Below are 21679 nucleotides of genomic sequence, written 5' to 3' on the forward strand. Positions count from 1 at the left end.
GCTGAAAACTTTTCAGACGACCTCTCGACATACAGCACATCAGGAGTCAGCCATGGCCGACAATACCTCACTAATCGAATTCCCTTGCCAATTCCCCATCAAAGTCATGGGCGATTCGCATCCCGAATTTGAAAAAAATATTCTAGAAACCGTCCGCAAACACGCGCCCGATACCGAGCCGCATCACATCACCACCCGCCTGAGCAGCAAGGGCAACTATACCGGCGCGACCGTCAAAGTAAACGTTGACAGTAAAGAGCAATTAGACAAAATCTACCGCGCCCTGACCGATCACGAAATGGTAAAAGTAGTGTACTGATATGAAAATCGTGCATAAAGGCATGGTCGAGTACCAACCGACTTTCGAAGCCATGAAAGCGTTCAATGCAGCCCGCGACGAACATACCGAAGACGAATTATGGGTGGTCGAGCATCCGCCCGTCTTCACGCAAGGTCTGGCAGGCAAACCGGAACATCTCCTGATCCGCGACGACATACCCGTCGTCCAAATCGACCGGGGCGGGCAAATCACCTATCACGGTCCGGGTCAGTTGGTCGTTTACACCATGATCAACTTCAAACGCCGCAAAACCAGCGTCCGCAACATCGTTTCCGCGCTTGAAAACAGCATCATCGCCACGTTGGCGGAATACGGAATCGAAGCGGCGGCAGACCCGAAACGCCCCGGCGTTTATGTCGACGAACGCAAAATCGCCTCACTCGGCTTGCGTATCAAAGACGGTTCCGTCTATCACGGTCTGGCATTAAACGTAAACATGGACCTAAGCCCGTTTACCCACATCAACCCCTGCGGCTATGCCGGCATGGAAATGACGCAAATCGCGGATTTTGTCCAACCCTGTCCCACCTTGGACGAGGTTGCACAAAAACTGACCGCACACCTCGAGACACAACTCACACCGAAAGCGAACAATTAATGAGCGAAATCAAAGTTGACGATCCCAAACGCGGCGTCAAACTCAAAGGCGCGGACAAAACCGCCCGCATCCCCATCAAAGTCGTTCCCCTTCAGGAAAAACTGAAAAAGCCCGAATGGATACGTGCCAAACTCCCGTCACGCAAATTCTTTGAAATCAAAGACATTTTGCGCGAACAAAAAATGCACACCGTTTGCGAAGAAGCCTCCTGTCCGAATATCGGCGAATGTTTCAGCAAAGGCACAGCGACCTTCATGATCATGGGCGACATTTGTACCCGACGTTGCCCGTTCTGCGATGTAGGACACGGCCGCCCGAATATGCTCGATCCCGACGAACCGAAAAACCTCGCAGAATCCGTCAAAGCCATGAACCTGCGTTACGTCGTCATTACTTCAGTTGACCGCGACGACCTGCGCGACGGCGGCGCACAGCATTTCGCCGACTGCATCAAAGCCATCCGCGAAACCAGTCCGAACACCAAAATCGAAATTCTCGTTCCCGACTTCCGCGGCCGTTTGGACATCGCACTGAAAATCCTTGCCGAAACTCCGCCCGACGTGATGAACCACAACTTGGAAACCCATCCGAGCCTGTACAAAAAAGCCCGTCCGGGTGCCAACTATCAGCACTCCCTAGACCTGCTGCGCCGCTACAAAGAAATGATGCCGCACATCCCGACCAAATCCGGCATCATGGTCGGCTTGGGCGAAACAGACGAAGACGTGCGAGAAATCATGCGCGATATGCGGGCGCACAATATCGAGATGATTACCATCGGCCAGTACCTCCAGCCTTCAGACGGACACCTGCCCGTCTTGCGCTACGTCACGCCCGATCAGTTCAAAATCTTTGAAAAAGAAGCGTACGAACTGGGCTTCACCAACGCCGCCATCGGCGCCATGGTCCGCTCAAGCTACCATGCCGACGAGCAGGCTGCCGAAGCATTGCGCGAAAGTCATGGCGGCGGTTGCGGTCATCACTGATAACAAAAGGTCGTCTGAAAATTTTCAGACGACCTTTTTTCAAACAAGCTGCTTAGGCTTTATACATCATACGTTCCCATCACGCTTGCGCTGTCTAAAATATGTCCCTGCATGGCAAAGTGCAGGTCGTTGAAGCGGAAGCCGCGCGGTAGGTTTAACACGGTGTCGAGCGCGTAAACAATAAGTTCGTAGCGATGGCGGCAGTTGGGCGGATACATGCCGCCGTAGCCTGTGGCTTCTTCGATGTTCAACTTGCCCAACAGGCTCGCCCAACTGTTTGCGCCTTGCGTGTAGTCGGTGGCAGTCAGGCTTTCGTTTTCGGCAACGGAGGTGCGCTTGAGGTCGGCAATCAGCCAATGTGTCCACACGAATCCGCTGGCGGTAATGGCGTCTTTGTCTTCCAAAACGACGGCAAAGGATTTCGTGCCTTCCGGCGCGCCGCTGATTTCAAAAGGGATGGAGTAAGTCGGCATGTTGTTCGGACTGAACTGGCTGCCGCGTTTGCCGTATTTGTCTTCAAATTCGCCGTTGGCAATGGCTGAAGTCGTTACCTGCATAGTGTTCTCCTGTGGGGTTGGGAAAGGGGTCGTCTGAAAAAGGAAGGCTTGTTCAGACGGTGGGTGGATTGTCCGGTTTGCTATGGCTGCTGTTTTCAGACGACCTGTTTTTATACCTGCCAGTCTATCGGCGTTATCCCGTTTTCCTGCAAATAGGCATTGGCGCGGGAAAAGTGTTTGCAGCCGAAGAAGCCGCGATAGGCGGACAACGGCGAGGGGTGTGGCGCGCTAAGGACGAGATGGCGGCTGCGGTCAATAAATGCGCCTTTTTTCTGCGCGTGGCTGCCCCAAAGCATGAAAACGACGTGTTCGCGGTTTTGGTTGATTTGATTGACGACTTCATCTGTAAAGCGTTCCCAGCCCAAAGTGGCATGGGAATGCGCCTGCCCCGCGCGGACGGTCAGGACGGTATTCAGCAGCAAAACGCCTTGCTCCGCCCAATGTTGCAGATAGCCGTGTTGCGGGATTTGGAAACCTTCGATGTCGTCTGCCAACTCTTTGTAAATATTGACCAGCGAAGGCGGTACGGCGATGCCTTCGCGGACGGAAAACGCCAGCCCGTGCGCCTGCCCTGCCCCGTGATACGGGTCTTGCCCCAAAATAACGACTTTGACGTTACCGAATTCGGTTGCTTTAAAGGCGTTGAACACGTCTTCGGCAGGCGGGTAGATAATCCGTCCCATGCCGCGCTCTTTTTTGACGGTTTCGATGATGTGTTGGAAATAGGGTTCGGACTTTTCCGAGCCGATTGCTTCGTGCCAAGTTTGCATATTGCTGCCTTCATGATCGTGAAAAATGATTATAACGCAGCAAAATGGAGATGACGTCTTTTCTGCCGACCTTCTATTTCTTCCGGACGCATCAAATAAAATATTGTCATGATTGAATTGTCAGTCACCCTTTGTGCCGTTATGATTGAGTCTGTCCCACCCGAATCTTAAGGAATCTATATGACTACTTGGTTTATCGTTGCCGCCGCCGTCCTGATTGTCGAGCTGTTTGTCGGTACTGTATATCTCTTGGTTGTCAGCGCGGCTTTGTTCGGCGCGGGATTGGTGTATGGGCTGACCGGTGATACTTCAATTGCCGTTGCAGCGGCAGCCGTTTTGTCCGCCGCCGGTATCTGGCTGGTACACGGCAAGTTCAAAAAAACTGCGCCCCGTCAGGAGCTGAACGATGATTTGGACATCGGACAAACCGTTCATATCCTCCAGCGCCTTCACGGCGATTGTTATGAAGTTTCTTATCGGGGGACATACTGGCAGGCGCAGGCTGAAAATGCCGATGCCGTTCAGACGACCTCCACCGCCGTGATTACCGGTAAAAACGGTAATGTTTTGCTGATTCGTTTAAATTGATCATACGATTGAAAGGAGCATTTATGGGCGAATTAATTACCCTTCCTGAAAATATTCATCTATTAATATTAATTTTTGCTCTCACAGCATAAGGAAAAACAATGGAATTTCTATACAGCTTCCCCGTCATTCTGCTGATTGTCGTCGTGATTTTCGGCTTCAAGTCGTTTATCGTGGTGCCGCAACAGGAAGTTTACGTCGTCGAACGTCTCGGCAGGTTCCACAATGCGCTGACTGCCGGTCTGAACATCCTGATTCCTTTCGTTGACCGCGTCGCCTACCGCCACTCTCTCAAAGAAGTGCCGTTGGACGTTCCCAGCCAAGTTTGTATCACCCGCGACAATACACAGCTTACCGTTGACGGCATTATCTACTTCCAAGTAACCGATCCGAAACTCGCTTCCTACGGCTCCAGCAACTACATCATGGCGATTACCCAGCTCGCCCAAACCACGCTGCGTTCGGTTATCGGCCGTATGGAGTTGGACAAAACATTTGAAGAACGCGACGAAATCAACAGCATCGTCGTTTCCGCGCTGGACGAAGCGGCAGGCGCATGGGGTGTGAAAGTATTGCGTTACGAAATCAAAGACTTGGTTCCGCCGCAAGAAATTCTGCGTTCCATGCAGGCGCAAATTACCGCCGAACGTGAAAAACGCGCCCGTATCGCCGAATCCGAAGGCCGTAAAATTGAGCAAATTAACCTTGCTAGCGGTCAGCGCGAAGCAGAAATCCAACAGTCTGAAGGTGAAGCGCAAGCTGCCATCAACGCGTCAAACGGTGAAAAAATTGCCCGCATCAACCGCGCACAAGGTGAAGCCGAAGCACTGCGCTTGGTTGCCGAAGCCAACGCCGACGCCATCCGTAAAATCGCCGAGGCAGTCCGCGCAGAGGGCGGTTCCGAAGCCGTCAACCTAAAAGTTGCCGAACAATATGTCGAAGCTTTCAGCAATCTGGCAAAAGAAAGCACCACGCTGATTATGCCTGCCAACGTCGCCGACATCGGCAGCCTGGTTTCAGCCGGACTGAAGATTGTCGACGGCAACAAAGCGGCAAAATAAACCTTTCGTTTTGCCACAAGGTCGTCTGAAAACGAGTGCAATGCGTTTCGCTAGAATAAAGAGCGAATTTCGCCAAACCGTTTTTCAGACGACCTTTATTCACATGATGGCAGACAGAATGCCCATCTGACCAAGCTTCAATATAGTGGATTAAATTTAAATCAGGACAAGGCGACGAAGCCGCAGACAGTACAGATAGTACGGAACCGATTCACTTGGTGCTTCAGCACCTTAGAGAATCGTTCTCTTTGAGCTAAGGCGAGGCAACGCCGTAGTGGTTTAAAGTTAACCCACTATACATTCTGATTGTTACCAAAGACCAATTCAATGACTCAGAAAACACACACCATCAAAACCTACCTCGTCGGCGGCGCCGTCCGTGATTATCTTTTAGGTTTGCCCGTCAAAGACCGCGACTGGGTGGTCGTCGGTGCCGATGCGCAAACTATGTTGGCGCAAGGCTTCCAGCCGGTCGGCAAAGATTTTCCCGTGTTCCTCCATCCCGACACCCACGAAGAATACGCCCTCGCCCGTACCGAGCGCAAAACCGCCAAGGGCTACGCCGGTTTCAGTTTCCACGCCGACAAAGACGTTACGCTGGAGCAGGATTTGATGCGCCGCGATTTGACCATCAACGCAATGGCTCAGGGCTCAGACGACCTCATCATCGACCCCTTCGGCGGACAACAGGATTTGGCGGCAGGCATTTTGCGCCACGTCTCACCCGCCTTTGCCGAAGACCCCGTCCGCATCCTGCGTACTGCCCGCTTTGCCGCGCGCTACGGGTTTGAAATCGCCGAAGAAACCATGAAACTGATGCGGCAGATGGTGGAAAACGGCGAAGCGGACGCTTTAGTTGCCGAACGCGTCTGGCAGGAGTTGGCGAAAGGTTTGATGGAAAAAAATCCCCGCAGGATGATTGAAGTGTTACGCGAATGCGGCGCGCTCAAAGTCTTGCTGCCCGAAGTCGATGCCCTCTTCGGCGTACCGCAACGCGCCGACTACCACCCCGAAATCGACAGCGGTATCCATACCCTGATGACGCTGCAACGTACCGCCGATATGGGTCTGAGCCTACCCGAACGCTACGCAGCCCTGCTGCACGACTTGGGCAAAGCCAAAACTCCACCCGACATCCTGCCCAAACACCACGGACACGACCTCGCAGGCGTCGAACCCGTACGCAAAGTCAATCAACGGCTGCGCGCGCCGAAACACTGCGCCGAGCTTGCCGAGCTGGTTTGCCGCTGGCACATCATGTTCCACCAAGTCGAGCAATTCAAAAACAAAACCATCTTAACCGTCCTGAAAAAAACCGATGCTTTCAGACGACCCGAACGCTTCGGCGCCGCCTTAAACGTCTGCATTGCCGATACGCAAGGTCGTCTGAACCGCGAAAATACGCCCTACCCGCAACGCGCGCACTGGCTCGCCCTGCTCGAAGCCGCCAACCAAGTGGATTCGGGCAAAATCGCCGCAGAATGCCGTGCGCAGGGAAAAGCCCACCTTATCGCCGAAGAAATCGACCGGGCGCGGTTGGCAGAAATTGCTCCGTTGCAAAAAGTGTTTCAGGCAGCGCAAGACAAAACAGAAAGACATTAAAACGCCCAATGCAGCGACTTTTAAAGTTTTGAGGACGATACCCAACCCAAGCTTTGAAACAGCCGCCGCCATATCCGCTATAATCTGCCTCTCAGCCATTCCGTTCTAACCATAAAAATCATGACCATTCAGACCGATTTATTGCCCAAAATCAACAACGAAGATTACCAACGCCTCATCCTCAAACACAGCGTAGAATTCAGCGAAGGCGAAATCCGCCTGTTGAACGAAATCCTCGAAAAATTCACCTTCGACGTCGTTCAGGCGCAGGCATTGGCGCAGGCGGTGATGCAGCAGGTGCGCTTCGACCCCAACGCCTACCACATCGACAGCGACGACGAAGACACCACAGGCATCTGCCCCCACTGCATCAACCCGCCCATGCCCCCCCTGCGCGATTACCTCGTTTGGCGCGAAACACGCGGCTAAACCCCTTTCAAAAAGGTCGTCTGAAAACGGCAAACCGCTTTTCAGACGACCCCGAACCCACCGGAAAACCCATGCTGCAAACCGACAACCTGACCGCCGCCCAGCCCCAGCGCATCATCACCGCCCAAAGCATCTCCTCGCAGGAAGAGTTGCTCGAGCGCGCCCTACGCCCTAAAACACTGGACGACTATATCGGGCAAGACAAAGCCAAAGAACAGCTCGTCATCTTCATCCAAGCCGCCAAAAAACGCGGCGAAGCCCTAGACCACACCCTGCTCTTCGGCCCGCCCGGACTAGGCAAAACCACGCTGGCGCACATCATCGCCAAAGAGCTGGGCGTCAACCTGCGCCAAACCAGCGGCCCCGTCCTCGAACGCGCCGGCGACCTTGCCGCCCTTCTGACCAACCTCGAGCCGCACGACGTATTGTTCATCGACGAAATCCACCGCCTCAGTCCAGTCGTCGAAGAAATCCTCTACCCCGCGCTTGAAGACTACCAACTCGACATCATGATAGGCGAAGGCCCTGCCGCCCGTTCCGTCAAAATCGACCTTCCGCCCTTCACGCTCGTCGGCGCAACCACCCGTGCAGGTATGCTGACCAACCCTCTGCGCGACCGCTTCGGCATCGTTGCCCGTTTGGAGTTTTACCAAAATCAAGACCTTGCCACCATCGTCCGCCGTTCCGCACAATTACTGCAACTCGACATGGGCGAAGAAGGCGCGATGGAAGTCGCCAAACGCAGCCGAGGGACGCCCCGCATCGCCAACCGCCTGCTGCGCCGCGTACGCGATTTTGCCGATGTGAAAAACAACGGCGTAATCGATGCCGCCGTTGCCGATGCCGCTTTAAGTATGCTGGATGTGGACGCACAAGGTTTGGACGTCATGGACAGAAAATTCCTCGAAGCCATCCTGCACAAATTCAGCGGCGGCCCCGTCGGCCTTGACAACGTTGCCGCCGCCATCGGCGAATCTACGGACACCATCGAAGACGTGATCGAGCCTTACCTTATCCAACAAGGTTTCCTGCAACGCACCCCGCGCGGCAGAATGGCAACCGAACGCGCCTACCTGCACTTTGGCTTGAAAATGGAAAAATAAGTGTTGATCAACACAAAAAGGTCGTCTGAAAACCCGATTTTTGGTTTTCAGACGACCTTTTGTTATCAGCGTAGTTGGTGCGGATAGATTTTAAAGCAGAGCAAGGTAATCAAGTCTGAGAAGATACAGAGATTGAGAAACGATTTGCCAAGCAGTTCAGCACATTAGACCACAGAAGCCAGTTCCGCCCTCATAGCATCAATCACCGCCTTATAGTCCGGCTTCCCAAAAATTGCCGAACCTGCCACAAAAGTATCGGCACCCGCCGCCGCGACGGCAGCGATATTGTCGGTTTTGATGCCGCCGTCCACTTCGATGGTAATGTGCCGTCTGCTTTGCGCTTCATACTGATCGAGCATTGCCCGCACTTGACGGATTTTTTCAAGGGTATGCGGGATGAAGCTTTGCCCGCCGAAACCGGGGTTGACCGACATCAGCAATACCATGTCCAGCCTGTCCAATACGTTTTCCAAAACGTAGGTGGGAGTTGCCGGATTCAACACCAATCCTGCCTGACAGCCCGCATCTTTAATCAGACTCAGGCTGCGGTCGATATGGCGGCTGGCTTCGGGATGAAACGTGATAATCGACGCGCCTGCTTTGGCGAACGCCTGAATCAGATCGTCAACAGGTTCGACCATCAGATGCACATCAATCGGCACGGTGGCATAAGGTTTCAACGCCGCGCAGACCATCGGTCCGAACGTCAGGTTCGGCACATAATGATTATCCATCACGTCGAAATGAATCAAATCGGCTCCCGCTTCGATAACTTTCGTTACTTCCTCACCCAAACGGGCAAAATCGGCGGATAAGATGCTGGGCGCAATACGGAAATTGTGGTTCATAGAAATCCAGTCGGATGGTGTGGTTTGATAAACGGATAATTTTTCATATTCTACCACCAACGCCTCACGCAACACTAACTATGCATTGTTAATATTTAACAAAAGTAAGCATATGCATAGATAATTATTGGTTAACGATATGTTTTGACAGAAATAAAATAAAGATATGAAGTTAACAAAAGTTAACTGGAGGGATACTGCCTTTCACACGCTAATCGGGTATATTTGCGCGGTTACGGAAACTAGGAAAACACTGTGTCTGCTGGATTCAAATCTTATTTACCCCTCTGTGCATTATCAGTTGCGCTACTGATGGCTGTCAGCCCTGCGCACGCCGGTCCCCAATATATCAAGCTGGACGATTTTCAAGCCAATTGCGACATCCGCTCCCTTAATCTGACGCAAGACCAACACAATGCCTTGCGCCGTATCCGTAATGATTACAAACAGGCATCGGACAAGGCATACCGCAAACTTGTCCGCACAGACCGCAACCGCCGCCAAGTCATTATGAAAATCCTTGCGGCAGATAATTTCGATCAAAACAACGCGCGCGATTATGTCGAAACCCGCTACTTGTCGAGCATGGATTTTGCCGTAGAAGAATTAGAAATCCAACACCGCTTCTACCACCTGCTCAATCCGCGCCAACGTCAGCTTTGGCTCTCTTCCTGCCTTCGCTGACATATCGCTTTCCTGATTTACCGTACAAAAAGGTCGTCTGAAATCCTTGAACTGCACTTTGCGAGTTGGACATCCCCTCCAACTCATAAAGTGCAGTTTTTTATGATCCAATATACATTACACTCCAAATACCAAGCCGTACTCCACTACCTGTGCATACACAGCCAACAACGAAATGGGGGGAAGAAATGCTGCCCAAAGCCGCTAACCGGCTGACAGGCAAAGAAGCGATACTTCATTCCGACCAAAGCGTGTTTTACCGTACGCTCAGATATAAGCAATTGCTTACGGAACATTCCATAATTCAAAGCATGTCGCGTAAGGCGAACTGTTGGGACAATGCGCCAATGGAAGTTTCTTTGCCACGTTGAAGTCGGGGCGTTTTTATAGCGTTGCGGTTTAACAAGGAGAAAACCGACAACAAACCCACTACTTCCACTGCAACCAAATCGGCATTCCAAGAGAGATGACCGATAAAGACGATAATCTCTTATATAGTGGATTAAATTTAAATCAGGACAAGGCGACAAAGCCGCAGACAGTACAAATAGTACGGCAAGGCGAGGCAACGCCGTACTGGTTTAAATTTAATCCACTATAGTTCGGCGACTATACCGGCTGGGGTCGTCTGAAAGAGGAAACAAAGGTGTCGGATTGCGCTTACCAACCCTTCTGCCTGCAAAACCAGTATGCCGACCGTGAGACAGGGCTGCATTACAACTTCTTCGGGCATTATGAGCCCGAGTGCGGGCGATTTATCAGACAGGATCCGATTAGGTTAGAGGGCGAAACGAATCTATACAGTTTTGCTTCTAATGTGGAGATCTGGATTGATCCTTTGGGGCTTTTTGCCTTTGCAAGCCCTCTTATAATAAAAGGTGGTGCAATTATAAAAGGTCTTTTTATTTGTAGCTTCAGCAGCAGTTAGATATGCTGGCAGTAAAGCTATTAAGATCGCACAGTCTCAATCACAAACTAAAGCGCAAGCTATTGCCAAGCCTGTACCACCTACCATAGCTCAAAATAACGCCAATAAAAAAGGCTGTGGAAAATGTACTCGTACGGATACTGGTATAGTGGGGGCTGAAGCAGGTACCCCTATGCCACCTGATGACGATGATGACAATGATGAGAAGAAAAATGAAAAAAGCTCTATTGATAATATAGTTAAAGATAAAAATGGAAATTATATTGAAAAAGTTAATAAAGGAGCAACCGAAAATATCAGAACAGTCTCAAAACAAGAATTTAACAATATAAGAAAAGAACTATTAAAAAATTCAAAAAAAGTTAGAGAATATAGTAACTGCATAGGAACTTGGGACGAATTACCAAATGGCGATAAATTTGGTATTAGGCACTCGTCAAGACATAGTGAAATACTGGATTGCAATGCCAAAGTGCTTCCACGAGATTTTAAAATCCATCAAAAATAATATAACATTAGGAGATTTTTATTATGCATAACCCTAGAGAACATATATATATTGATAAAAAGTTAAAAGCTAAAGGATACTGCGATTTAAACGATTATATTGATAAAAGGAGTAACGAAATATTAGATGATGAAGTTTGGCTATGGAGAACCAAGATTGGAATACAAGATGATTTTCCTGAATCATCAAATTGCGAGATTATTGAAATATTAAGGGATGTAATGACTAGCATTGTAAAAAAGGGAGGAGTTATCTGTGATTATTCCAATGGAAAAGCAACACATATAATAAAAAAATATGATGACTTATCCTCCCCATTACTAATATCGGATATTGTTAATTTCTTGCTTCTCAATCCTGACTATGGAAGTGATGGAAATGGTATTTGGTATGAATAACAAACCTTTAGTAAATCCCCCCCTAGCAAACCATAGCCTATATGTAGAGTGCGTGTCCCAAGGCACGTACGTAGTTTTTTACTCCAAATTATTTATAAAGTGCAAAAAGGTCGTCTGAAACCGCCAAACGGTGTTTTCAGCAAGCGTAGGTTGGATTGAGACTCAAAAAAACATCAAGGTTATCTAAAATCAATTTTCAGACGACCTTCTCTATCATTTTTATCCAAACAATACTGGAGGAGGTATGGATGGAAATCGGTCAGCTATCAGCAATGGCTTTCCGCAATGGATCAAGACGACGAATTAAAATTAGATTTAAAAATAGTTATAAAGGAAATGTTTATGAAAAAAATAAATGATATTTTTATTGGGCAGAATTTTTCTTTACCCAACAATTTTTTAATACCAAAGTATGATACTTTTTTGTTCTTTGATTTTGGTCTTGGAATGGATTTAGAGTTTCTTGAGGAATTTTCTGACTTGTTAGATTTAGGTGGCTTTAATAAGCAAGTTAATGTTTTAGACTGTGATTTTAATATTGTTGTGGAAAACTGGATTCTTGAGCATGATAATTTAATAAAAAATATACGAAAAATAACAGGCATTACGAATGATTATGGCAACGGTGGAGTTATTATGGCAGATACTGATTTAAATTGGGTTGCGGTTCAGGATATCCCTATTAATTGGGGTGTTTTTGCATTTCAAAGTTCAAAAAAAGAATCTATAAGATTATTCCATATGATGGATAGAGATTGGTTTGTAGACATTGAAAGATTTAAGGCTATGGAGAAGGTATTAATAAGAGAGTTTGGAGAGGAGTTTATAAATATCTTATTAAGCAATTATGCTAATATTCGCAGCAAGCTGTAGCCTTCGTAGGTAGGTTGTGTGCGGTACACACGTATCATATCAACAAAGCCCCACCCTAATCATCTTCAATACCGGTTAAACCGCCATGATCTCTACCCTCCGCCTACGCATCTGCCTCGATCTCATTGAAACCGAATTTCTCCACAACAGCAAATAGTATTCAAGCGAGCTTTACGATGCCCACCAACGCGCTTGGGGCTATATACTCTGCCCCAAGAGTGAATGGACGCAAACCCATACCACTCCGCACTATCCGCCCGGCAGCGATTTACTTACCCTACTCTCAGCGCGCAATTTCCTCGCACCATACACGGCGGATTATGTCCAAGAAGCACACGAATCAACCTTTTTCCATGCATTGGCACAATATGATGTCAAACTGCCGGAAGCATTTGTCCGATACCGCCAAATGCGATTAAACGATATAGGCGAAATTCAACTGATTACGCCCGAACAGCTGGCCGAGTTAAAAGCATACTCAGGATTTGAAAGCATTTTGGTAGAAGATTGGTACGATGAAATAGAACTGTTCGAGCGCGTTCCGACTCAAGAAATCATATTCAAATCTCTGGATTTTTTAGACCGGTACGTCCGCCCCTACAGCCAAAGCCACTTGATGTTGTTCGACTACCCTTCTGCTACCCGCGCCTTTTTCCAAGGCCAGATTTCCTCTGTTGAATTAGCAGATAAATGCATACTGCATTGGCAGTATCATAATGATCAATTCAAAAATGTCCCACATTTACGTCGCCAAGACTCTGCCATGGGCTTTTTCCTGTGGGAGGCAGCATGGAACGAAGAATTGGCCGACCAAGAGGGTGTGCAAGACCCGCCGTTTTTCTATTTCCTCGACAACCTTACCAAAATCAATGCAGGACTTGCTCTACAATGGCGGGATTTTGTTGCGCCGTTGCTGGGCGGGTATTCGTAAATGGCCCCGCACCAACTCGACCATACCGTACTTTTCAGACGACCTATTTGGGTTCGAGCAAAGTGAACGTGCAAAGTCATCTGAAGACGATGCAGGAAAAGGTAAAGGGGGACTATTTTGCCAAGGTCTCTATTTAGCCAAAATAGTCTTAGAAAAATACAAAAAGGTCGTCTGAAAACAGAAACCCAATCCTGTTTTCAGACGACCTCTTAGATTGTCAATCAACTTAATTAGTGATGATGACCGTGCGGGCCATGAACGTGGCCGTGTGCGATTTCTTCTTCAGTCGCATCGCGTACGCCGTCAACCGTTGCTTTAAACAAAATTTTCATGCCGGCAAGCGGATGGTTGCCGTCTACTACGGCTTTGCCGTCCGCTACGTCGGTTACGCGGTAAATCAATACGTCGCCAGTTTCAGGATCATCGGCTTCAAACATCATGCCTACTTCAACATCGACAGGGAATGCGTTGACATCTTCAATACGTACCAGGCTAGAATCCTGCTCGCCGAACGCATCATCGGGAGACAGCGCTACTTCAACTGTATCGCCGACATCTTTCTCGTGCAAAGCCTCTTCCACCAAAGGGAAAATGCCGTCATATCCGCCGTGCAGATAGACAATGGGTTCTTCGGTTTTGTCCAGCAGTTGGTTGTCTGCATCGTACATTTCATAGTGAAGCGAAACCACGGAATTTTTTTCAATAGCCATTTCTTATCCTTTAATCATGACTGTTCATCAAAACAGGTTTTCTTTATTGACAACCCTCTGCCAACAAATCTAAAACATTCTAACACACAGCCGTCATGTGCGGAGATTTATCGCAACATTATTAAACATAACAATTATAAAATTTTACAAACAATAATTAACCTAAATCATACAAAAGCGTAAAATTTGATAATTTTTATAACAGTGTAACTTTTTTACAACTTTTACTTTTATGCGTAACAATTGCTCACATTTCATTCAAACCAATTGAAAACAAAGGCTCATCGCGCATTATTTAAATATAAACACATGAAATAAATAAATTTTACTATACAATTTATTTCAAATGTACATTGAATAACAGCCAATGCGGATTAGTTTCACCCCCGTCTTTCGACCATTTCAGATTGATTAAAAATTACTAATTCGTCCGTATCGTTGCACCGAAGCACCCTGTGGGGCATAATGCAGGAAATTCAGCAATGAATTTTTACTCTAAATGAAACGACTGATATGTCGTTTTGTTGTTTTGTTCTACTTAAATCGATTTAAAGAAGGTTCTCAAAATGAAAAAATCTCTGATTGCTGCTGCTCTGTTATCTTTGGCTTTGGCTGCTTGTAACAAAGGCGCTGATACTGCTGCTCCTACCGCTTCCGGTGCTTCTGAAACTGCTGCTTCTGCCGCTTCTTCTGCAACTGGTGCTACTTCTGCCGCTTCCTCTGCAACTGAAGCCGCTTCTGCAGCTAACACCGCTGCTTCTGCTGCCAACACTGCCGCTTCTGCAGCTAATACCGCTGCTTCTGCTGCAACTGGTGCTGCTTCTGCTGCCAGCTCAGCTGCTGCTTCTGCCGCTTCTGCCGCTTCTGCTGCAAAATAATATTTTTACAGTTAAAAAAGCAGGATACGGATTGTATCCTGCTTTTTTGTTTTTCAGACGACCTTTACCGTTTTTCGCTCCTCTTATTCCGCTATATAATTCCCGTACACATATAAACCATTCCTGCTCGCGCCATGTCCAATCTGTACGACCGCTTTCTTGAATTCCTTTCTCCCGCCGAAATCCTCGAAGCCACTCCCGCCCTCTTAAACGACCAGCGTCGCCGTTTTGTTTCCGAGCCTGACATCATCTTGCAACCGCATTCGATAGAAAACGTACAAAAAATCATGAGGTTTTGTTTTGAACAGCGTATCCCCGTTACCCCGCAGGGCGGCAATACCGGTTTGTGCGGCGCGGCGGTAGCCTCCAGCGGCGTGCTACTCAATCTCTCCAAAATCAACTGCATCCGCGAAATCAACCTTGCCGATAACAGCATCACCGTCGAGGCGGGCGTAATCCTGCAAAACGTCCAAAAAGCGACAGCCGAAGCAGGCAGGCTGTTTCCTCTCAGTCTTGCCAGTGAAGGTTCGTGCGAAATCGGCGGCAATATTGCCTGCAACGCCGGCGGATTAAACGTTTTACGCTACGGCAGTATGCGCGACTTGGTATTGGGCTTGGAAGTCGTCCTACCCAATGGCGAACTTGTTTCCCATCTCCAACCATTGCACAAAAATACCACCGGCTACGACCTGCGCCACCTCTTTATCGGAAGCGAAGGCACGCTCGGCATCATCACTGCCGCCACGCTCAAGCTCTTCGCCCGCCCGCAAACCATAGCCACCGCGTGGGTAGGTCTGGATGACATCGAATCTGCCGTACAGCTTTTAACAGCCGTACAAGGGCATTTTGCCGAACGCCTCACCAGTTTCGAGCTGATCAGCCGCTACGCTTTGGCATTGTCTTCCGAGTTCAGTCATCTGAAACAGCCGACCGATGCAAACTGGCACGTCCTAATCGAACTGACTGACTCCGTTCCCGATGCCGCGCTCGACGAAAAACTTGCCGAGTTTCTCTATCGAAACGGCAAAGAAAACAGCATCATCGCGCAATCCGAACAAGAGCGCCTCGATCTGTGGACGCTGCGTGAAAACATTTCCGCCTCCCAGCGCAAGCTAGGCACCAGCATCAAACACGACATCGCTGTCCCGATTGCCCAAGTCGCCGCCTTTGTCCGTCAATGCGCCCCCGCCTTAGAAGCCCGTTTCCCCGGCATACAAATTGTCTGCTTCGGACATTTGGGCGACGGCAGCCTGCATTACAACACTTTCCTGCCTGACGTTTTAAGCAACGACGTTTACCGCTATGAAGATGCCGTCAACACCATCGTCTATGAATACATCCTCGCCTGCCACGGCACCATCGCGGCGGAACACGGTATAGGCACCATCAAAAAACACTGGCTCCCCAGCGTCCGCACCCCGTCCGAAATCGCCCTGATGCGCGCCATCAAAGCCCAGCTTGACCCGCACGACATTATGAATCCGGGCAAGCTCCTGCCGTAAACAGTATTTACGCATTTGCCAAAATCGAAAAGGTCGTCTGAAAACCTAATCCCAGTTTCAGACGACCTTTGACATGGTTCGCAGATTGCATTTAAGACAATATTGCCGCAGCGCAATCAATCTAGCACAAATCTATTCCTCATCTTCCCTGCACCGGCGTTTCAACAAAATCCGCACCGCGCCATCATTGCCTTCTCTCGGCTCGATATAAGCCAATACATCGGGGTGCTGCATCAGCCAGCGGCGCGTCATGTTTTTTAAAACGGGTTTGTAGCCTGACGAACCCAAACCGCTGCCGTGGATGATTTCGGCGCATACGCCACGCTTTTGGGTAAATTCGATAAATTCGTTTAAAACCTGTTGTGCCTCTTCCTGTGTGTAGCCGTGCAAATCGACATCGGCGACTACGGGATAATGCCCGTTGCGCAGACGTTGCAAGTCGTTTTTCCCTTGTCCGTTTTTACTGAACGAAGCAGGCGGTTCATCCCAAGAAGCACCGCTACCGATATAGAAATAATCTTCGGCTGCCAAACTTTCCTGCTCTTTCGGACGGGGTTTGATGGGCGTTTTATCACGCGGTGCTTCATAGCGCGGCGCGGTTTTCAGCGGCGTTACTGCACCTACGGCTTTGGCGAAATCGATATTCTCTTCCTCGCGCTTCTTCGCCAAGGCTTGCTCCTGCGCCCGCGCTTCGGCTTCTTTTTTGGCTTGCTTGCCTAATGCTTTCAAGGCGGATTGGAAATCTGTTTTCATCATGGGGATATTTTGAGGTTGAACATGAAAAACACATTTTCAGACGACCTCGGCGCTCCGTGTACAGGTCGTCTGAAAACGGCTTATAGATATTTGCGCATCAGTTCGCACTTGACCTTAACGTCTTTGTTCAACTGCAATATGGCGGAACCCAAAGATTCGTAATGGTTCAAGCGGTAGAAAGGAACGGAGTTGAGCGAGGCGTACAGTTTCAAAAAGCTCAAACCCGCCTGATGGGCAAGTTCTTCGGCACGGCGCAGCAAGGCTGTACCCAAGCCGTGATTATGAACGAAGGGATGGACATACAATGCGTCCAATTGGGCTTCTTTGAAGTCCACTTGGAAAAAACCCTGTATGGTCCCCCTGTATTCCACCACCCAAAAGGCTTTGCCGGGATCGGAAATGGTTTCGAGGTAGCTGTCGATATCGAGCAGGGCTTCCCACGCATGCAATACTTTATCGTCGTAACTGCGGATGCAAGTATATTGGACGGCGTGCAGATGGGCATTGTGTATGGCTTGGCAGTCTTGCGCGACTGCAGGACGGAGTATAGTCAGAAGGCTCATGGCAAGATGTGTTGTAAGATGTATTGTAATGCGTGTTCAGACGACGTTTTCTTCATAAACAGACAGGGGGCCGTCTGAACGCTGTTTCCGATATTATATTTTATATTCAAAGGCTTTGATGTAATTTTCCTGCTGCTTCAAACGCAGTGTCGGCATCGGCGGACAAAACGGTGAAATGCCCCATTTTGCGTCCTTTCCGCGCGGCTTTTTTGCCGTACAGGTGCAGGTGCGCGTTCGGATGGCTTTGCAACGGCAGCCAATTCGGTTCGCCACCGTTTTCCTGCCAAACGTCGCCCAAAATATTCGCCATGCAACATGAAGAAAGCAACTTGGTATCGGCGGGCGGCAGATTGCACATAATGCGTACCTGCTGCTGGAACTGGTCTGCCGCGCAGGCATCCAGCGTATGGTGGCCGGAATTGTGCGGGCGCGGGGCGATTTCATTAACGACCAATTCGTGCGTGTCGCCGACGACGAACATTTCCACCGCCAACACGCCGACGTAATCCAATTCGTCTGCCAAACGTTGTGCCATCTGCCGCGCCTGTTGCTGCACGTCGGCACTCAGCCGCGCGGGAACGATGGAATAGGCAAGAATGCCGTTTTCGTGGATGTTTTCGGCGGGGTCGAAGGTTTGCACATTTTCATTGTTCAGACGACATACGATCACGGAAATCTCGCCGCGCAAATCCACCATTTTTTCTAAAACGCAATCCACACCGCCGTGTTCGGCAAACGCGACTTTGAGTTCGTCCACCGTTTTGACGCGGATTTGACCTTTGCCGTCGTAGCCCAAAGTGGCAGTTTTTAGGATGCCGGGCAGGAATTGCGCGCTTTCTTCGCTGATGTCGTCTGAACGGCAAACCACTTGATACGGTGCGGTTTGCAATCCCGCTTTGCGTATCCACGCTTTTTCCTGAATACGGTTTTGCGCGATGGCCACGCAGTCGCCGCAGGGGGAAACGTTGGTATGTTTTGCCAAAAAGCGCATCGCGTCGGCATTGACGTTTTCAAATTCAGTGGTAACCGCCGCGCATTTTGCCAACTCGTCCAAAGCGGCTTGGTCGTCAAACGGCGCGCACAAATGGCGGTCGGCAAATTCCGCCGCCGGCGCGTTCGGATCGGGGTCGAGTACGGTTACTTTGTAGCCCATGGTTTTGGCGGCAACGGTAAACATTCTGCCTAATTGGCCGCCGCCGAGGATGCCGAGCATGGCGGGCGGGAGGATGGCGGATGAGTTCATCAGCATTTTGCGGTTCCACTAAAATTTTCCCGAAATTGTAACAAACCTGCTTATAGAGATAAATGTTAAAACGCCTTTTACACGCTATTTCGATGCCTGCCGTATGAGCAAAATGACAACAATCAAAACATCCTGCCGCGATACCCGGATTTTCCAAAGAAACCTATCGGCAGCCGTTTTGTAATAAAAGGTCGTCTGAAACCGTATGATGGTTTTCAGACGACCTTTTCCCCTTCATCTGAGCAGACTTACCCCAGATATTTCAGTTTGCCTTTGAAATCTTCCAGCTTCTCATAGCCTTTTTTCGCCATGATGGCTTTCAAACCAAGCGAGACGCGTTCGAAAACTTCGACACCTTGCTGATGCAGCGCTGTGCCGATTTGCACCATGCTCGCGCCGCACAAGATATGTTCGAACGCATCGCGACCGGTATAAACGCCGCCTGTGCCGATGATTTGGATGGACGGATTCAATCTTTGGTAGAACGCGTGGACGTTGGCAAGCGCGGTCGGTTTGATGTATTCGCCGCCTATGCCGCCGAAGCCGTTTTTAGGCCGGATCACAACGGATTCGTCCTCGATATACATGCCGTTGCCGATGGAATTGACGCAGTTGACGAATTTCAGCGGATGGCGGTTGAACACTTCCGCCGCTTGGTCGAAATGGACGATGTCGAAATACGGCGGCAGTTTGATGCCCAAAGGCTTGTCGAAATAGCCGAAGGCTTCGCCCAAAATCCGCTCGGTCGTTTCAAAATCGTAGGCGATTTGCGGCTTGCCGGGGACGTTCGGGCAGGAAAGGTTGAGTTCGGTAATGCCTTTAAAACCGCTGTTTTGCACTTTTTTCAACAGCGTGTGTGTTTCATCGGGCGACATACCGACCAGCGAGAGGAAAAATGTCCGTTCGGGCTGCGATTCTTGAAGGCTCAGCAAATAATCCAGATAGTAATCAATGCCTTGATTCGGCAAACCCATGGAATTGATGCTGCCCAGCGGTACATCGCGGTAACGCGGCTCTGGATTGCCCGCACGCGCTTCCAGCGTCGCCGTTTTGGTGACGAAGCTGCCTGCGGCGGATTGCCTGACTTCTTCCAATTCTTCTACGGTCATACACGCCACACCAGCGGCGTTCATCAGACAGTTGTCAAAAGAAAAACCGGCGATTTGCGTTCTCAATGACGGCATATCCTGCTCCTTTCCCTTGAAAAATCAAATTGATTGCGAAGCGTAACACGAATAGGCGGCAAAATTTTTAACAAACATCAAATGACAGACAATGTAGGGAAATGTTGTTTTATAGTGGATTAAATTTAAACCAGTACGGCGTTGCCTCACCTTGTCCTGATTTAAATTTAATCCGCTATATATAATGGAGGAAAGGTGCAAAAAAGGTCGTCTGAAAGCATGGTTTCAACAAAGTGAAAACCTAAGATGCTTTTCAGACGACCTTTTTTGCCTGTTCAAAATACGGTTAAAATCCCCAACCCTACCCTTTTGATTTTTCTTCTCTCCGGATTTCGATATGTTTCAAAACGTCATGGCGATTGCGTTTGGCGCGGCTTTGGGCGCATTGTCCCGCTGGTTGCTCGTTCTCGCCTTTGCCGCCCTATCCGTCCCGTTTTCGGTCGGCACGCTTGCTGCCAACTGGATCGGCGCGTTCTTAATCGGCATCTGCGCCGAATGGCTGGATAATCCTCAATGGAAGCTTTTACTGATTACCGGTTTTCTCGGTAGCCTGACGACTTTTTCCAGCTTTTCACTGGAAATGGTTACTCTGATGCAAGCGCAACGCTGGGCGACGGCGTTTTCAGCGGTCTGCCTGCATGTTTTCGGCTCGTTTCTCTTGACGGCGTTGGGCATTTATTTGGTGCAAAGCTGGAAATAGCCTCCTATCTTCTCGATAAAAACCCATTCACTCTATCCCAATATCCAAATACACGGTCTCTCCGCAATATGCTTTGCCTGCGTCGGTCATATGTGCGGGTTTGTAGGCGGCGAAGGCGTAGGTCAGGTCGGCGCGGAAGGTGTCTTGATCTGCTTCGCCTGTGTCGCAGTTCAGCCCGGTCGGAATGTCCAGCGCGATTTTGAAGCCGTCGGCTTGGTTCAGCAGGCGGCAGACGGCGGCGGCTGTTTCGGGCAATGCGCCGCTGAAGCCTGTTCCGAAAATGCCTTCGATAACGAGACCGTAACCTGTTTTCAGACGACCTTCCAGTTCGTCGGATCGGATAAAGCTGACGCCGTCTAAATGATTCAAACGCTCGCGATTCAACTGCGCCAGCGGCGACAGTTTATCTCCCAAGACGAAAACAACATCCGCCTGCCAATCATGTTCGGACAACACGCGCGCGATGACCAAACCGTCGCCACCGTTATTGCCCTTGCCGCAAACGATCAGCGCGCGCCCTGCTTTGGGAAAACGGCGCAGCAAATCCGCGGCGGCGGTTTGTCCCGCGTTTTCCATCAGTTGTTCGAAAGTCGTGCCTTTATCGACTGCCATTTGCTCGTGTTCGCGCATTTCTGCGGCGGTGTAGATTTTCATCATTCGCTCCTTTTCTCTTTACGCCTATCAAACATCCAAATGCAAACCTTATCAATAGCCCTGCCCGACTTTCCCGTCAAATCATTCGCTTTTTTTGATTTGCCGCAAGAGGTCGTCTGAAAATCAGGAATTTGGTGGCTTTGGATTTGATTTTTATGTTACCAAGATTTATTATCAAAATAAAACAAAGTGATAAACAATCAAAACTACTTCTTTTGCGGGAACGGGCGTTGGAACATGCCTCGGCCTACCCTGTGTCAAATTCGTCTTTACTTGCCGTCTCTT

At 49.4% G+C, this 21679-nt stretch carries 25 protein-coding genes and 1 pseudogene; 17 read left to right on the forward strand and 9 right to left on the reverse strand.

From position 1 onward, the window contains the following. Positions 1–52 precede the first annotated feature (52 nt). From DBZ16_RS01620 to lipA, 3 genes are read left to right on the forward strand one after another with little or no spacing between them, the layout of a single operon-like run. A complete protein-coding gene (locus tag DBZ16_RS01620) occupies positions 53–319 on the forward strand; it encodes an HP0495 family protein (RefSeq protein WP_107812693.1) in 267 nt (88 codons plus the stop codon). 1 nt (position 320) lies between these two features. Continuing rightward, the gene (gene lipB, locus DBZ16_RS01625) at positions 321–938 is read left to right on the forward strand and encodes a lipoyl(octanoyl) transferase LipB (RefSeq protein WP_107812694.1); all 618 of its coding nucleotides are present in this window, start codon (positions 321–323) and stop codon (positions 936–938) included. Further along, entirely contained in the window at positions 938–1924 is a 987-nt protein-coding gene (lipA, locus tag DBZ16_RS01630; protein ID WP_019271297.1) for a lipoyl synthase, read from the forward strand. The genes lipB and lipA overlap by 1 nt, the downstream gene beginning before the upstream one ends. Positions 1925–1983: 59 nt before the next feature. On the opposite strand, the gene DBZ16_RS01635 is transcribed toward lipA, so the two are convergent. Together DBZ16_RS01635 and ung are read right to left on the reverse strand one after the other, a co-directional pair. Beyond that, positions 1984–2481 carry a YbhB/YbcL family Raf kinase inhibitor-like protein gene (locus DBZ16_RS01635; protein ID WP_107812695.1) on the reverse strand — a complete coding sequence of 166 codons (498 nt, stop codon included), beginning with the start codon at positions 2479–2481 and terminating at the stop codon, positions 1984–1986. A 110-nt stretch (positions 2482–2591) separates the two neighbouring features. Next, positions 2592–3251 carry a uracil-DNA glycosylase gene (gene ung / locus DBZ16_RS01640; protein ID WP_009311769.1) on the reverse strand — a complete coding sequence of 220 codons (660 nt, stop codon included), beginning with the start codon at positions 3249–3251 and terminating at the stop codon, positions 2592–2594. Between the two features lie 180 nt (positions 3252–3431). Here ung and DBZ16_RS01645 point away from each other — a divergent pair, with 180 nt between their 5' ends. From DBZ16_RS01645 to ruvB, 5 genes are all read left to right on the forward strand, one after another. After that, the gene (locus DBZ16_RS01645; RefSeq protein ID WP_107812696.1) at positions 3432–3839 is read left to right on the forward strand and encodes an NfeD family protein; all 408 of its coding nucleotides are present in this window, start codon (positions 3432–3434) and stop codon (positions 3837–3839) included. Between the two features lie 101 nt (positions 3840–3940). Continuing rightward, positions 3941–4900 (forward strand): SPFH domain-containing protein, encoded by a 960-nt coding sequence (locus DBZ16_RS01650; RefSeq protein WP_003743103.1) that lies wholly within the window; start codon positions 3941–3943, stop codon positions 4898–4900. Positions 4901–5248: 348 nt separating this feature from the next. Further along, a complete protein-coding gene (locus DBZ16_RS01665; RefSeq protein ID WP_107813089.1) occupies positions 5249–6502 on the forward strand; it encodes a multifunctional CCA addition/repair protein in 1254 nt (417 codons plus the stop codon). A gap of 120 nt (positions 6503–6622) precedes the next feature. Next, positions 6623–6931 carry a hypothetical protein gene (locus DBZ16_RS01670; protein WP_003756802.1) on the forward strand — a complete coding sequence of 103 codons (309 nt, stop codon included), beginning with the start codon at positions 6623–6625 and terminating at the stop codon, positions 6929–6931. Positions 6932–7002: 71 nt separating this feature from the next. Next, positions 7003–8034: a Holliday junction branch migration DNA helicase RuvB gene (gene ruvB, locus DBZ16_RS01675; RefSeq protein ID WP_107812698.1), complete on the forward strand. Its 1032-nt coding sequence runs from the start codon at positions 7003–7005 to the stop codon at positions 8032–8034. Positions 8035–8198: 164 nt separating this feature from the next. Here ruvB and rpe read toward each other — a convergent pair whose 3' ends face one another. Further along, positions 8199–8882 carry a ribulose-phosphate 3-epimerase gene (gene rpe / locus DBZ16_RS01680; protein WP_107812699.1) on the reverse strand — a complete coding sequence of 228 codons (684 nt, stop codon included), beginning with the start codon at positions 8880–8882 and terminating at the stop codon, positions 8199–8201. A 312-nt stretch (positions 8883–9194) separates the two neighbouring features. On the opposite strand from rpe, the gene DBZ16_RS01685 reads away from it, so the two are divergent. From DBZ16_RS01685 to DBZ16_RS01705, 6 genes and pseudogenes are all read left to right on the forward strand, one after another. Beyond that, the gene (locus DBZ16_RS01685) at positions 9195–9566 is read left to right on the forward strand and encodes a Spy/CpxP family protein refolding chaperone (RefSeq protein WP_240600137.1); all 372 of its coding nucleotides are present in this window, start codon (positions 9195–9197) and stop codon (positions 9564–9566) included. Between the two features lie 622 nt (positions 9567–10188). After that, positions 10189–10494: pseudogene (locus DBZ16_RS16675) on the forward strand (RHS repeat-associated core domain-containing protein); the annotation flags it as partial. 148 nt (positions 10495–10642) lie between these two features. Further along, positions 10643–11002, forward strand: a complete 360-nt coding sequence (locus tag DBZ16_RS14685) for a hypothetical protein (protein WP_159070278.1) — start codon at positions 10643–10645, stop codon at positions 11000–11002. A 23-nt stretch (positions 11003–11025) separates the two neighbouring features. Continuing rightward, positions 11026–11400 carry a hypothetical protein gene (locus DBZ16_RS01695; RefSeq protein ID WP_107812702.1) on the forward strand — a complete coding sequence of 125 codons (375 nt, stop codon included), beginning with the start codon at positions 11026–11028 and terminating at the stop codon, positions 11398–11400. A 342-nt stretch (positions 11401–11742) separates the two neighbouring features. Then, complete coding sequence (locus DBZ16_RS01700; RefSeq protein WP_107813090.1) at positions 11743–12273, forward strand: hypothetical protein; 531 nt, start codon at positions 11743–11745, stop codon at positions 12271–12273. Between the two features lie 409 nt (positions 12274–12682). Continuing rightward, positions 12683–13204, forward strand: coding sequence for a hypothetical protein (locus tag DBZ16_RS01705; protein ID WP_159070279.1), 522 nt, complete (start codon positions 12683–12685; stop codon positions 13202–13204). A 230-nt stretch (positions 13205–13434) separates the two neighbouring features. Here the strand turns inward: DBZ16_RS01705 and DBZ16_RS01710 are convergent, their stop codons facing one another. Beyond that, a complete protein-coding gene (locus DBZ16_RS01710; protein ID WP_107812704.1) occupies positions 13435–13914 on the reverse strand; it encodes an FKBP-type peptidyl-prolyl cis-trans isomerase in 480 nt (159 codons plus the stop codon). Positions 13915–14480: 566 nt separating this feature from the next. Between DBZ16_RS01710 and DBZ16_RS01715 the strand changes: the two genes are divergently transcribed. Beyond that, positions 14481–14792 carry a hypothetical protein gene (locus tag DBZ16_RS01715; RefSeq protein WP_159070280.1) on the forward strand — a complete coding sequence of 104 codons (312 nt, stop codon included), beginning with the start codon at positions 14481–14483 and terminating at the stop codon, positions 14790–14792. Positions 14793–14926: 134 nt separating this feature from the next. Beyond that, positions 14927–16294: an FAD-binding oxidoreductase gene (locus tag DBZ16_RS01720; protein ID WP_107812705.1), complete on the forward strand. Its 1368-nt coding sequence runs from the start codon at positions 14927–14929 to the stop codon at positions 16292–16294. A gap of 132 nt (positions 16295–16426) precedes the next feature. Here the strand turns inward: DBZ16_RS01720 and DBZ16_RS01725 are convergent, their stop codons facing one another. The 4 genes from DBZ16_RS01725 to DBZ16_RS01740 form a co-directional block, all read right to left on the reverse strand. Beyond that, positions 16427–17047, reverse strand: a complete 621-nt coding sequence (locus tag DBZ16_RS01725; protein ID WP_107813091.1) for a Smr/MutS family protein — start codon at positions 17045–17047, stop codon at positions 16427–16429. A gap of 83 nt (positions 17048–17130) precedes the next feature. Then, positions 17131–17613 (reverse strand): GNAT family N-acetyltransferase, encoded by a 483-nt coding sequence (locus DBZ16_RS01730; RefSeq protein ID WP_107812706.1) that lies wholly within the window; start codon positions 17611–17613, stop codon positions 17131–17133. 106 nt (positions 17614–17719) lie between these two features. Continuing rightward, positions 17720–18856, reverse strand: a complete 1137-nt coding sequence (locus tag DBZ16_RS01735; protein WP_107813092.1) for a 5-(carboxyamino)imidazole ribonucleotide synthase — start codon at positions 18854–18856, stop codon at positions 17720–17722. A gap of 248 nt (positions 18857–19104) precedes the next feature. After that, entirely contained in the window at positions 19105–20040 is a 936-nt protein-coding gene (locus DBZ16_RS01740; protein WP_003756931.1) for a dihydroorotate oxidase, read from the reverse strand. Positions 20041–20377: 337 nt separating this feature from the next. Here DBZ16_RS01740 and crcB point away from each other — a divergent pair, with 337 nt between their 5' ends. Further along, positions 20378–20740: a fluoride efflux transporter CrcB gene (gene crcB, locus DBZ16_RS01745; protein WP_107812707.1), complete on the forward strand. Its 363-nt coding sequence runs from the start codon at positions 20378–20380 to the stop codon at positions 20738–20740. Positions 20741–20767: 27 nt separating this feature from the next. Here crcB and DBZ16_RS01750 read toward each other — a convergent pair whose 3' ends face one another. Beyond that, positions 20768–21394 (reverse strand): NAD(P)H-hydrate epimerase, encoded by a 627-nt coding sequence (locus DBZ16_RS01750; RefSeq protein ID WP_107812708.1) that lies wholly within the window; start codon positions 21392–21394, stop codon positions 20768–20770. Positions 21395–21679: the final 285 nt, after the last annotated feature.

The sequence above is a fragment of the Neisseria sicca genome (genome assembly GCF_003044565.1).
In the GTDB taxonomy this organism is placed as follows: domain Bacteria; phylum Pseudomonadota; class Gammaproteobacteria; order Burkholderiales; family Neisseriaceae; genus Neisseria; species Neisseria sicca_A.